9 protein-coding genes and 1 riboswitch are annotated in these 13,551 nt (G+C 66.3%); of the genes, 7 read left to right on the forward strand and 2 right to left on the reverse strand.

Translation table 11 applies throughout. The annotated features are described in order from the left end of the window. Positions 1-73: 73 nt before the first annotated feature. Entirely contained in the window at positions 74-1,246 is a 1,173-nt protein-coding gene (locus KNJ79_RS05630) for a Gfo/Idh/MocA family protein (protein WP_317153149.1), read from the forward strand. Position 1,247: 1 nt separating this feature from the next. Here KNJ79_RS05630 and KNJ79_RS05635 read toward each other — a convergent pair whose 3' ends face one another. Beyond that, positions 1,248-1,643, reverse strand: a complete 396-nt coding sequence (locus tag KNJ79_RS05635; protein ID WP_317153150.1) for an acyl-CoA thioesterase — start codon at positions 1,641-1,643, stop codon at positions 1,248-1,250. Further along, entirely contained in the window at positions 1,630-3,948 is a 2,319-nt protein-coding gene (gene metE, locus KNJ79_RS05640) for a 5-methyltetrahydropteroyltriglutamate--homocysteine S-methyltransferase (protein WP_317153151.1), read from the reverse strand. Before metE ends, KNJ79_RS05635 begins: the two co-directional genes overlap by 14 nt. A 118-nt stretch (positions 3,949-4,066) precedes the next feature. Continuing rightward, a riboswitch (cobalamin riboswitch) is annotated at positions 4,067-4,270 on the reverse strand. A gap of 222 nt (positions 4,271-4,492) precedes the next feature. Between metE and KNJ79_RS05645 the strand changes: the two genes are divergently transcribed. The 6 genes from KNJ79_RS05645 (at position 4,493) to KNJ79_RS05670 (ending at position 13,436) form a co-directional block, all read left to right on the forward strand. Beyond that, entirely contained in the window at positions 4,493-6,742 is a 2,250-nt protein-coding gene (locus KNJ79_RS05645; RefSeq protein WP_317153152.1) for a TonB-dependent receptor, read from the forward strand. A gap of 14 nt (positions 6,743-6,756) precedes the next feature. Then, positions 6,757-8,397 (forward strand): carboxylesterase/lipase family protein, encoded by a 1,641-nt coding sequence (locus KNJ79_RS05650; RefSeq protein ID WP_317153153.1) that lies wholly within the window; start codon positions 6,757-6,759, stop codon positions 8,395-8,397. After that, positions 8,394-9,962, forward strand: coding sequence for an AMP-binding protein (locus KNJ79_RS05655; RefSeq protein WP_317153154.1), 1,569 nt, complete (start codon positions 8,394-8,396; stop codon positions 9,960-9,962). The genes KNJ79_RS05650 and KNJ79_RS05655 overlap by 4 nt, the downstream gene beginning before the upstream one ends. A 50-nt stretch (positions 9,963-10,012) precedes the next feature. Then, a complete protein-coding gene (locus KNJ79_RS05660) occupies positions 10,013-10,708 on the forward strand; it encodes a TetR/AcrR family transcriptional regulator (protein WP_245836641.1) in 696 nt (231 codons plus the stop codon). Between the two features lie 71 nt (positions 10,709-10,779). Continuing rightward, the gene (locus KNJ79_RS05665) at positions 10,780-11,697 is read left to right on the forward strand and encodes an SDR family NAD(P)-dependent oxidoreductase (protein WP_317153155.1); all 918 of its coding nucleotides are present in this window, start codon (positions 10,780-10,782) and stop codon (positions 11,695-11,697) included. Positions 11,698-11,768: 71 nt separating this feature from the next. Further along, on the forward strand, positions 11,769-13,436 hold the full coding sequence (locus KNJ79_RS05670; protein ID WP_317153156.1) for an MFS transporter: 1,668 nt from the start codon (positions 11,769-11,771) through the stop codon (positions 13,434-13,436). Positions 13,437-13,551: the final 115 nt, after the last annotated feature.

A 13,551-nucleotide genomic window follows, 5' to 3' on the forward strand; every position in this document is an offset into this window, starting at 1 on the left:
CGGTCGAGACATGTAACCATCGCGAATCGAGTTAAGCAATCGTTTTTCGGAAATATGTCTCGGGAGAATACGAATGGGAGCGCGGGCGAAACTTCGCTACGGAATGGCGGGCGGCGGTGAGGGCGCCTTCATCGGAGCGGTCCACCGGATGGCTGCGGCGCTCGATGGCGAATGGGAATTGGTGTGCGGCGCGTTCAGCGGCGATGCCGAACGCAGCCGGCGCAGCGCCGAGGCGCTCGGTCTCGATGCGGCGCGCGCTTATGCGTCCTTCGATGCCCTGCTCGCCGGCGAAGCGTCGCTGCCCGCGGACCAGCGAATGCAGGCGCTCGCCATTGTGACCCCGAACCATCTGCACGCGCCGATGTCGATCGCCGCGCTCGATGCCGGCTTTCATGTCCTGTGCGAAAAGCCGATGGCGATGAGCCTCGCCGAAGCGCGCGCTATCGACGCCGCGGCGCGGCGCAGCGGCAAGCTCTATGGTCTCGCCTTCACCTATAGCGGCTATCCGTTGATCGAGGAGGCGCGTCTGCGCGTCGCGCGCGGCGATTTCGGCGCGATCCGGCTGGTGCAGGTCGAATATTCGCAGGGCTGGCTGAGCGCCCCGATCGACCGCGACGGCAACAAGCAGGCCGAATGGCGCACCGATCCCGCACGCGCGGGCCTCGGCGGCTGCCTCGGCGATATCGGCACCCACGCCTTTCAGCTTGCCGAGCATGTGTCGGGGCTGGCGGTCGACGCGCTGAGCGCCGACCTCACCATCCATGTCCCCGGCCGCCGCCTCGACGACGATGTCGCGGCGCTGCTGCGTTTCGCAGGCGGTGCGCGCGGCGTGCTGAAGGCGAGCCAGATCGCGGCGGGCGACGAAAACGGACTGCGCCTGCGCATCCATGGCGAGCGGGGCGGGCTCGACTGGTCGCAGATGGAACCGAACACGCTGACGCTGCGCTGGCTCGACCGCCCGGCCGAGATCGTCCGCGCCGGCGGCCCCGGCCTCGATCCTGCGACCATGGCGCAGTTGCGCACGCCGGCGGGACATCCCGAAGGCTATATCGAGGCGTTCGCCAACCTCTATCGCAGTTTCGGCCGCGCGGTGCGCGCGGGCGCCGCCGCCCCGCCCGCACGCGGCGACGCGGGCTGGTTCCCCGGCGCGCGCGACGGCCTGCGAACGATGGCGTTCGTCGAGGCGATGGTCGAAAACAGCGCCGGCGACGCGAAATGGACGACGCTCGCGCCGGGTGGGGGCTGACCTAGTCCGGCAGCGCCGGCACCGCGCGCGGCCGGCGGTCGGGGCCGACCGCGACGAAGACGAAGACCGCCTGGGTGACCTTGTGCCCTTCCTCGGAGTGCCGGTCGCGCGCCCAGGTTTCGACCTCGACGTGCATCGAGGTGCGGCCGACCTTGACCAGCCGGCCGAACACCGAAAGTTCGTCGCCGACGAAGACGGGACGGTGGAAGGACATGCCCTCCACCGAGATGGTGACCGCCCGGCCGCGCGCGTGGAGCGACGCGACCGACGAGGCGGCGAGGTCCATCTGAGCCATCAGCCAGCCGCCGAAAATATCGCCATAGACATTGGCGTTCGCGGGCATGGCGGTGACGCGGACCGCGGGCTGGTCATCCGGCATGGCGTCACTTTGCATCATAGGCCTCCCGCACGATCTCGCGGGCGCGCATCGCCTTTGCCGCCGCGACCATCGCGACGAGCGCGGGGCGCACCTCGTCCCATTTGCGCGTCTTGAGCCCGCAATCGGGGTTCACCCAGAGCTGCGCCGCCGGCACATGGCGGCCGGCGAGGTCAAGCAGGCCGGTCATTTCGCTTGTCGCCGGAATGCGCGGGCTGTGAATGTCATAGACGCCCGGACCGACATCGTTCGGATAGGCATAGGACGCAAAGGCGTCGAGCAGTTCCATCTGCGACCGGGCGGTCTCGATCGAGATGACGTCGGCGTCCATGTTCCCGATTGCGCGGATGATGTCGTTGAATTCCGAATAGCACATATGGGTGTGGATCTGCGTGTCGTCGCGCACCCCCGACGAGGCGATGCGAAAGGCTTCGACGGCCCAGTCCAGATAGGTCTGCCATTCGTCGCGGCGCAGCGGCAAGCCTTCGCGAAGCGCCGCCTCGTCGATCTGGATGATCGCCGCGCCCGCGGTTTCGAGATCGCGCACCTCGTCGCGGATCGCGAGCGCAATCTGGCGGCAGCTCGTCGCGCGCGGCTGATCGTCGCGGACGAAGGACCAGTTGAGGATGGTGACCGGTCCCGTCAACATGCCCTTCACCGGGCGATCGGTCTGGTCCTGCGCATAGCGCCACCACTCGACCGTCATCGGGGCGGGGCGCGAAACGTCGCCATAGAGGATCGGCGGGCGAACGCAGCGCGAGCCGTAGCTTTGCACCCAGCCGCCGCGGGTGAAAGCGAAGCCCGAAAGCTGCTCGCCGAAATATTGCACCATGTCGTTGCGCTCGAACTCGCCGTGGACGAGCACATCGAGACCGATTTCCTCCTGCCATTTGACCGCGGCGCGGGTTTCGGTGCGCAGGTATCGGGCGTAGGCGGCATCGTCGATCTCGCCCCGGATATGCGCGGCGCGCGCCTTTCGCACGTCGGCCGTTTGCGGAAAGGAGCCGATCGTCGTGGCCGGGTAGGCGGGCAGGGCGAGGCGTTTTTGCTGCGCTTCGCGGCGCATGGCGAAGGGCGTCTCGCGGCGCGTCGCCGTCTCGTCGAGCGCGGCGAGACGCGCGGCGACATCGGGATCGTGAATCTTGGGCGAGGTCCGGCGCGCGACCGCCGCGATGCGCGAGGCGGAGAAGGCGCTGAAACTCGCGTCCTCACCCTCGTTCAGCGCCTTGGCAAGCGCCGCCAGTTCCTCGATCTTTTGCGCCGCGAAGCTCAGCCATTGGGCGATTTCGGGGTCGAGCGCGGTTTCGGAGGCGAGATCGACGGGCACATGGAGAAGCGAACAGGAGGGCGCGACGATGAGGTCGCGCCCGGCCGCCAGGTCCTTGAGCCGCCAATAGAGGTCGGGAAGATTGGCGCGCCAGACGTTGCGGCCGTCGATGACGCCGAGCGAGAGGAGGATATGCGGCGCCAGCCGCGCGAGTGCCGCTTCGAGCTGGCCGGGCGCGCGCACCAGATCGAGATGGACGCCGTGCACGGGCAGGTCGGCGACGAGATCGAGATTGTCGCCGAGCCCGCCGAAATAGGTGGTGAGCATCAGGCGCGGGCCGCGGGTGGCAAGACGCGCATAGGCGCGCTCGAACGCGGTGCGCTGGCCGGCGGTCAGGTCGAGGACGAGGCAGGGCTCGTCGATCTGGACCCATTCGGCCCCCGCCTTCGCCAGCCGCGCCAATATGTCGGCATAGACGTCGAGCAGGGCGGGGAGCAGGGCAAGCGGTTCGACCGCCTTGCCCTTTGCCAGCATCAGATAGCTCACCGGGCCGAGGAGGACGGGACGGGTGGCATAGCCGAGCGCCTTCGCCTCCTCAAACTCGTCGAAAATCTTGGTCGAGGCGATGCGGAAGCGCTGCCCGGCGGTCAGTTCGGGAACCATGAAATGATAGTTGGTGTCGAACCATTTGGTCATTTCCTGCGCGGTCGCGTCGCGGCCGTGCCGGCAGCCCCCGACGCGCGAGCCCTGTGTTCCGCGCGCCATGGCGAAATAGATGTCGCTGTCGACCGTCTCGCCGTCCCAGTCATAGCGCGCCGGGACCGCGCCGATCAGCGCGCTGGTATCGAGCACATGGTCGTAGAGCGAGAAATCGTTCGACGGTAATATGTCGGCACCCAGCGCCTTTTGCCGCGCCCAGTTGGCGATGCGCAGCCCGGCGGCGGCCTCGCGCAGCTCTGCGAGGCCCGATTTGCCCGCCCAATAGGATTCGAGAGCGAATTTGAGTTCGCGGCGCAGGCCGATGCGAGGAAAACCCAAAGTGGCAACGCTGACAGTCATGGTTCGAACACCTTGCAGGGGGCAAGGGCGACAGCCGGACGAACATGCACATCGCGATGCGCCCGCGAGGCAAGGGTCGGGCGCAGCCATGCATGCGGCCTGACCGGACACCCCGCCGGAGGACGTATCTGACGAGGCAGGTCTCCTGGCTCGCGGATCGCCGCGGCGGTCTGGCCTTCCCGGCCCCTTGCGGACCAGTGACGCTTTTCGACCGCCGCTCACCGCTTACAGTTGCGGGGGCAGCGCCGGCTTTCCACCGGCTTCCCGTCTTAGCTTCGCGGCGCACGGGGCGACGCGAAGAACCTCGACCGCTTCAGGATAGGCCGAGGGCATATCTTGTCAATAGGGATATAAAGAATTCTTTATATCGGCTCCATATTACATTCACACACGAGATAGTGAATATTGACTCGTGCGAGAATCGACCGCATAAGGCGCGTCGAGACAGCGACGAAGATCGCTGTTCGGAGGGAGAGTCTGTATGAAGGTTCAGCTTCTTGCGTCCGCCGCGGCGGGCGCGCTTTTTGCACTACCCGCATCCGCAATGGCCCAGACCGACGACGGGCAGTCCGGTGGCGACGCCACTGCGGCCGCCACCGCCGGCGAGCGCGGAGACCGCGAGGAAATCATCGTCACCGCCACCCGGCGCGACGTCCGCCTGCAGGACGTGCCGCTCAGCGTCACTGCTTTCAATCAGGACGATCTCGATGATCTGGGCATCGTCGGCTATGAAGGGATCGCGCAGAATACGCCGGGCATCGTCGTCAACCGGCCGACGCAGAATTTCAACAATTTCACCAGCCGCGGCATCAACACCAACGGCTATAGCGCGGGCCTTCAGAGCGCGGTCGCCATCTATGTCGACGAACTGCCGATTTCGGCGAACGGCAATTCGACGATCCTCGATCCCAACCTCTACGATGTCGAGCGCGTCGAATTTCTGCGCGGTCCGCAAGGGACGCTGTTCGGATCGAACTCGCTCGCCGGTGCGATGCGGATCATCACCAAAAGTCCCGACCTCGACGATTTCGAGGCGTCGGCCAATGTCGATCTCGGCCTCACCGGATCGAGCTCGCTGCGTCAGCGCTACAATGCGATGCTCAACCTGCCGCTTATGACCGACGCGGTGGCGCTGCGCGTGACCGGCTATTATCGCAACGAAGACGGCTGGATCGACAATATCGGCACCGGCATCGAGGATTCGAACAGCCTCGAAGCCTATGGCGGCCGCGCGGCGCTGCTGATGCAGCCGAGCGACCGGATGCGGGTCAAGCTGCTCGTTTCCTACGAGAACAGCAAGCCCGCCGATTCGTCGCTGACCAACCCCGATCTCGGCAAGTTCGTGCGCAATTCGGACCGGCCCGACCTGTTCCAGGGCAAGCTCACCAACTATAATATCACGGTCAATTACGAGTTCGATTTCGCCGAGCTGATCAGTTCGACGACGCTGTCGGACTATGACGCGTCCTTCTATGTCGACCTGGCGGGAACCTATGGTCAGGCCTTTCCCTTCGCGCTCGACGCCTATGGCTATGACGATCTGTTCGTGCAGGAAACGCGGCTCGTGTCGCGCGGCGACGGGCCGTTCGAATGGGTCGCGGGTTTCTTCCTTTACGACAAGCGGCGCACCGTCGACTTCGCCTATCGCTCGACGCAGGACTATCTCGACGCGCATGGCATCGTCGGGCTGCCCGACGAATATTATCAGCGCTTCAACAGCTATACCGACCAGAGCGAGATCGCCGGCTTCGGCGAATTGACCTGGCATCTCAGCGACAAATTCTGGGTCACCGGCGGCCTGCGTTACGGCAATACCAAGGTGCAGAGCTTCACGCGCGGGGGCGGCTATAACAGCAACTATCTGACCGTCGCCTATTGTACAGAATTCACCGCGCTCTGCGGCGGCTTTGTCCCGCCGTTCAGCGGCATGACGCCGATCCCCTATGCCGAAGGGCTGAAAGTGTCCGACGATCGCCTGTCGTGGAAAGCGAGTGCATCGTGGAAGCCGAGCGAGAGCCTGACCACCTATGCCACGGTCTCGACGGGTTTCCGCACCCCCGTCGTCAACGCGCGCGCCGGACTGGTCAGCCAGATCGACCCCAACGACCTCGTGATTCCCGACGGCGCCAAGTCGGACAGCGTCACCAATTATGAGGTCGGCCTGAAAGGGCGATGGCTCGGCGGCGACCTGACCGCCAATGTCGCGGCCTATTATATCGACTGGCAGGACATTCAGGTCCAGGCGAACCGCGTGTCGGACTCGATCCAGTTCGCGACCAACATCGGCGGCGCGAAAAGCTATGGCGTCGAATTCGAATTTCTCGCGCGGCCCGTCGAGGGGCTCAGCCTGTCGGTCAACGGCTCGCTGAACAATGCGAAGGTCAACAAGCTGACCGATTCCGAGGCGGCGATTTCGGGCGCCGAACTCGGCACGCGGCTCGCCTCGCCGCACTTCCAGGGATCGGCGACGCTGCGCTATGACTTCGGAATCGGAGACGGCAAATCGGCTTTTGGCGCGGTCAATGTCTCGCACGCCGATTCCTTCCCCAACCAGTTCCCCAATGTGCCGGGGAATCCGGCGGCGGTCAGCCCGACCTATGATTTCACCGACGCCTGGACGAATGTGAACCTGACCGCGGGGACGAAGCTCGGCGCGGTGAGCCTCACCGCCTATGTCGAAAATCTCTTTGACGACACCTCGATCACCTATGTCCATCCGGAGGCGTTCCTCGATGGGCGCTATGCCCGGATGCGCCCGCGGACGGTCGGTGTGCGCGCTGATTATCGCTTCTGATCGGGGGACGACCAATGATGAACGTTCGTCTGCGCGCCTTTGCTCTCATCGCTGCGGCCCTGCTCTCCGGGGCCGCTTCGGCGGCGGAGCGGCCGGTGGTCGACGCGCCGGCGGGTTCGGTTGCGGGCGTGGAGGTCGACGGCATCCGCAGCTTCAAGGGCATACCCTATGCCGCGCCGCCGGTCGGCGCGGCGCGCTGGACGCCGCCCCAGCCGGCGGCAAGCTGGCAGGGGACGCGCGACGCGACCGAATTCGGCGCGGCGTGTATGCAGCCCGGGCCGCGCGCGGCGAGCATCTACAGCTGGGACCTGCCCGCGATGAGCGAGGATTGCCTCTCGCTCAATATCTGGGCGCCAGAGGGGGCGAAGGATCTGCCGGTGTTCCTGTGGATTCACGGCGGGGCGCTCGTCAGCGGGTCGGGCGGTGATCCGCTCTATGACGGCAGCGCGCTCGCGAAGCGCGGGATGATCGTCGTGTCGATCAACTATCGGCTCGGCGCGTTCGGCTGGCTCGCGCATCCCGCGCTCAGCGCCGAATCGCCCGATCATGTATCGGGCAATTACGGCCTGCTCGACCAGATCGCGGCGCTTCAATGGGTGAAGCGCAACATCGGCGCTTTCGGCGGCGATGCGGCGAATGTCACGATTGCGGGGGAATCGGCGGGCGCGCTCAGCGTCATGTATCTGATGGCGGCGCCCGCGGCGCGCGGCCTGTTCGCCAAGGCGATTGTCGAAAGCGGCTATATGGTGTCCGCGCCGGCGCTGCGCGACAGGGTCAACGGCATGGTTCCCGCCGAGGCGCAAGGCGCCGCGCTTGCCGCGAAGCTCGGCGCCAGCGATCTTGCCGCGCTTCGCGCGCTCCCCGCCGAAGCCATTGCCGAGGACGCGGCGAAAGCGGGCTATTTCCCTTTCCCGGCGATCGACGGCAAGACCGTCACGCGCCAGCTCGTCGAAAGTTTCGACCGCGGCGAGCAGGCGCCGGTGCCGATCCTCGCCGGCTTCAACAGCGGCGAGATCCGCTCGCTGCGCTTCCTGCTGCCGAAGCCGCCCGCCGATGCGGCCGAATATGAAGCGACGATCCGCGCCAATTATGGCGAATTCGCCGAGGCCTTCCTCGCGCGCTATCCGGCGGAGACAATCGAGGATTCGATGCTCGCCGCGACGCGCGACGCGATGTACGGCTGGACCGCCGAACGGCTCGCCTCGAACCAGGCAGCGCTCGGTCAGGCGGCCTATTTCTATATCTTCGACCATGGTTATCCGGCGATGGAGCAATGGGGGCTGCACGCTTTCCACGCCGCCGAGCTGCCCTATGTCTTCGGCACCACGGGCAAGACGCCCGAGCTGTGGCCGAAAATCCCCGACACGCTCGCGGAGCGCAAACTGATCCGCGTCATCGGCGATTATTGGGCGAGCTTTGCGAAAAGCGGGCGGCCGCAGGCAAGCGACGCGCCCGCCTGGCCCGACTATGCCGACGACCGCGGCTTCATGCACTTTGCCGACGAACCGAAAGCCGCGCACAATCTCTTCCCCGGCACCGCCGCGCTGCACGAGGCGGTGGTCTGCCGCCGCCGCGCCGCCGGGGACATGCCGTGGAACTGGAACGTCGGCCTGGCATCGCCGCCGCTGCCGCCAAAGGCCGAGGGATGCCAATGATCGACGGATCGATGCAATCCTACCGGTTGACGCTCGACAAATTCCTCTCCCACGCCGCCAAATGGCATCCCGACGCCGAGGTCGTGTCGGGCGGGGAGGGCGCGAGCGTCCATCGCATTTCCTATGCCGCGCTCCACGATCGCGCGCATGGCGTGTCGGGGGCCTTGCGCGAACTCGGCATCGGCCGCGGCGACCGCGTCGCGACGCTCGCGTGGAACACGCAGGGCCATGTCGAGGCATGGTACGGGATCATGGGCATGGGCGCGATCTGCCACACGCTCAACCCGCGCCTCACCGCCGCGCAGATCGGCGCGATGCTCGCACAGTCCGAAGCGCGCGTTCTGCTCGCAAGCGCCGACCTGCTGCCGCTGGCGCGCGAGGCGAGCGCGAACCTCCCCGCCTTGCGGCGCATCCTGCTGCTCGACACCGACGCGGGCGAAGCGGGCGCCGACGCCTTTGCGCCGCTCGTCGATGCCGCGCCGCGCGGGTGCGAGTGGGGTGACTTCGACGAGACCACACCCTCGGGCCTGTGCTTCACTTCGGGCAGCACGGGCGCGCCGAAGGGCGTCACCTATACCCACCGCGGCTGCTATCTCCATACGATGCGCCAGCTTCAGGCCGATGTGCTCGGCCCGACGCCCCGCGATGCGATCCTCGCGGTGGTGCCGATGTTCCACGCCAACGCCTGGGGCCTGCCCTTCGCCGCGCCGGCGGTGGGGGCGAAGCTCGTCCTGCCCGGTCGCCACAATGACGGCGCCAGCCTCGCGCGGCTGATCCGGTCGGAGGGCGTGACCGCGGCCGCCGGGGTGCCGACGGTGTGGCTCGGCCTCGTCGAACATCTCGAGGCGGAGGGCGGCGAGGTGCCGACGCTCCAGCGCATCCTCGTCGGCGGCTCGTCGATGCCGCCCGCGCTGATGGAGCGGATCGAAACGCGGCTGGGGGCCGAGGTGCAGACGAGCTGGGGGATGACCGAATTGTCGCCGCTCGGCACTGCGGCGCTGCCCGGCGATCCGCAGCGAAAGGCGTCGCTGTCGGGGCGCCCCGCGCTCGGCATCGACCTGCTCCTGACCGATGCCGAGGGCCGCGCGCTGCCCGAACAGCGCGGCGCCGAGGGTCATTTGCGCGTGCGTGGCGGCACCGTCGTCGAACGCTATTTCGGGCAGAGCGAGCCCGCGACCGACGCCGACGGCTGGTTCGACACCGGCGACCTCGCGCGGATCGACAGCGGCGGCAATCTGACCATCACCGGCCGCGCCAAGGATCTGATCAAATCGGGCGGCGAATGGATCAACCCGGCCGAGATCGAGGCGCTCGTCGGGGCGCTCCCGCAAGTCTCGCTCGCGGCGGTGATCGGGCGGCCCGACCCCAAATGGGGCGAGCGGCCGATCCTGCTCGTCGAAACCCATGGCGGCGCGGTCAGCGACGAAGACCTGCTCGCGCCGCTCGCCGGGCGGATCGCCTCGTGGTGGATGCCCGACGCGGTGGTACGCGTCGATGCGATGCCGCTCGCGGCGACCGGCAAGATCGACAAAATGCAATTGCGGGCCGAATATGGACAGGTGTAGTCCCCGCGAGACTGCAACGGCGACTTCGACGGCTGCGAAAGGGAAGTGAATTGGCGTCCAACGCAAAGACCCGGACGAAGCGGCCGACGAAAGCCGAACAGCGCGCCGAAACGATGGAACAGATACTCGACACCGCCGAGCAGCTGTTTTCGAAACATGGATTTTACGGCGTCACGCTGAAGGATGTCGCCAAGCAGGTCGGCGTCCATCACACGCTGCTCAACTATTATTTCGACGACAAGAAGACCTTGTTCGAGGCGGTGTTCGCGCGCCGCGCCGTCGTCACGATCGAAAAACGGATGAAGGCGCTCGACGATTATGATCGCGCCGCGGGCGACAGCCCTACGGTCGAAGGGGCGCTCCACGCCTTCCTCGACACCGACCTTGACCTCTATATTCAGGGCGGCGAGGGGTGGAAGAATTACGGCGCCTTCGGTGCGCAGGCGTCGAACAGCCCCGAAGGCGCCGAATTCATGGACAAATATTTCGATCCCGTGGTGCTGCGGCTGATCGGGATATTGAAAAAGGCACTGCCGGAGGCGGACGAGGAAGATATTTTCTGGGGCTATCATTTCGTCACCGGCGCGCTGATGCTGACGCTCGCGCGCACCGGGCGCATCGACAAATTGTCGCACGGCCTTTGCCGGTCGGACGATTATGAAGCGGTGAAGGCGCGCATGGCGCGCTTCATGGCCGCGGGCTTCCGCGACATCTGCGAACAGCGACGGAGCGAACGAGCGGACTGACGCAGCCGGAGAGGGGCGATCGGTTGGCGCGCATCGCGCCGGTCATTTAATTCACTCACAAGAGAGTTATTATGAAAGCTGAAGGGGACAAGACGATGGAACTGGCGGGGCGGGTGGCAATCGTGACCGGTGCGGGCGGCGGGCTCGGGCGGGCTCATGCGCTGATGCTCGCGCGTCACGGCGCGCGCGTCGTCGTCAACGACCGCGACGGCGAGGCGGCCGAATGCGTCGCGGCCGAGATCGCCAATGCCGGCGGAGAGGCGATGCCTGCCGCCGCCTCGGTGACCGACGAAGCCGCGGTCGCGGCGATGGTCCACGCCGCGACGATGGCGTGGGGCGGCGTCGACATATTGGTCAACAATGCCGGAATCCTGCGCGACAAGAGCTTCGCCAAGATGGACCTCGCCGATTTCAGATTGGTCGTCGAGGTGCATCTGATGGGCGCCGCGATCTGCTCGAAGGCGGTGTGGGATCAGATGCGCGAGCGCCGCTATGGGCGCATCGTCATGACGACCTCTTCGTCGGGTCTCTACGGCAATTTCGGTCAGGCCAATTACGGCGCCGCGAAAATGGCGCTCGTCGGGCTGATGCAGACGCTCGCGCTCGAGGGCGAGAAATATGGCATCCGCGTCAACTGCCTCGCGCCGACCGCCGCTACGGGAATGACCGAAGGCGTTCTTTCGCCGCAGGCGCTCGCGCATCTCGCGCCCGAGGCGGTGAGCCCCGGGCTGCTCGCGCTCGTCGGCGACGCGGCGCCGACGCGCGCGATCCTCTGCGCCGGCGCCGGCCATTTCGCCGCCGCGCACGTCACGCTCACCGAAGGCGTTTTCGTCGGCCGCGGCGACGATGCGGCCGGGCGCGTCGCCGCCGAGTGGACCCGGATCGACGACCGGCGCGGCGAAATCGTGCCCGCCTATGGTTTCCGGCAAGCCGAACGCGAACTCGCGAGTGCCGGATACACCGCGCCGACGATGGCGTTCGCGCGCTGAAATTCCCCGGGGGCGCGCGCGGACGGGCCGGCAGAGCCCGCCGCCGCTGCCGGGCTGCAAGGGAGAAGGACATGACGACCGACAGCGAAGCCCTGCCCGCCGAAGAGGCGAAGGGGCAGAATGAAAAGCTCGTGATCGCCGCCTCGTCGCTGGGGACGATCTTCGAATGGTATGACTTTTACCTTTACGGACTGCTCGCCAGCTCGATTTCGGTCCATTTCTTCTCGGGCGTCAACGCGACCACGGGCTTCATTCTCGCGCTGATGGCCTTTGCCGCGGGCTTCGCGATCCGGCCGTTCGGCGCGCTCGTTTTCGGCCGCGTCGGCGACATCGTCGGGCGCAAGAATACCTTCCTCGTCACCATGGCGATCATGGGACTGTCGACCTTCGCGGTCGGATTTCTTCCCGGCTACGACAGCATCGGCATCGCGGCGCCGATCATTCTGATGCTGCTGCGGCTCTTGCAGGGCCTTGCGATCGGCGGCGAATATGGCGGCGCGGCGGTCTATATCGCCGAGCACGCCCCGCCGGGAAAACGCGGCTTCTATACCAGCTTCATCCAGACCACCGCGATGCTCGGGCTGATCATCGCGTCGAGCTTCGTCGTGTCGCTGCGCCTGTTCATGGACGCCGACAGCTTCGACGCCTGGGGCTGGCGCCTGCCGTTCCTCTTCTCGATCGTCCTGCTCTCAGTCGCGCTGTGGATCCGGCTCCAGCTCGAGGAAAGCCCGGTGTTCCAGCGGATGAAGGCGGCCGGCGCGACCTCGAAAGCGCCGCTCAAGGAAGCGTTCGGCGAGTGGCGCAACCTGAAGGTCGTGCTGATCGCCTTGTTCGGCGCGGTGGCAGGGCAGGCGGTGATCGGCTTTGCCGCGCATCTCTATCCGCTCTTCTATCTCGAAAAGATCGCGCGCGTCGACGGTGCGACCGCCAACTTTCTCGTCGCGACGGCACTGACCCTTATCATCCCCAGCTTCGTCTTCTTCGGCTGGCTCAGCGATCGCATCGGCCGCAAGCCGATCATGATGAGCGCGTGCGTCGTCGCGGTCTTCGCCTATTTCCCGCTCTATCAGGCGCTCGTCGCCGCGGCGAACCCGGCGATGGCCGCCGCGATCGAGCGCGCGCCGGTCACCGTCGTCGCCGATGCGCGCGAATGTTCGTTCCAGTTCGACCCGATCGGGCAGAACCGGTTCGACGCGACCAGCTGCGACATCGTGAAGGCCTATCTTGCGCGCAGCGGCATCAACTATATCAATATCGACGCGGCGTCCCGAACGATCGCCGAGGTGCGGATCGGCGACGACGTGCATGTCGCGCCCGATCCCGCGATCCTCGACGGGGATGCGAAGACTGCCGCGATCGCGCGCTTTCAAAACGAGGTGCAAGGGGGGCTGACCCGCGCGGGCTATCCGAAGGATGCCGATCCCGCGCAGGTCGACAAGCTGAAGGTGATCGGCATCCTCTGTATCTTCGGCGTGCTCGCGACGATGGTTTACGGCCCCCTCGCCGCCCTGCTCGTCGAACTGTTCCCCGCGCGCATCCGCTACAGCTCGCTGTCGCTGCCCTATCATATCGGCAATGGCTGGATCGGCGGCTTCATGCCGACGATCGGCTTTGCGATGGTCGCGGCGACCGGGAATATCTATCAGGGGCTGTGGTATGCGGTCGTGGTCGCGGCGGTAACAGCGGTCGTCGGAATCCTTTTCCTTCCCGAAACCTATAAGCGCGATATCGAGGCCTGATGGACTGGTATCGCGTGCGGTGCCCTCCGTGCGAATCCTATCCAGCCCAACACGCTGATTGCCTCGGCAGAAGCGCCGATGCTAATGCGGAAGGGCGAATCTCCGAACAGGACAA

Origin of the sequence: Sphingopyxis indica (assembly GCF_032879645.1) — a bacterium.
Classification (GTDB): domain Bacteria; phylum Pseudomonadota; class Alphaproteobacteria; order Sphingomonadales; family Sphingomonadaceae; genus Sphingopyxis; species Sphingopyxis indica.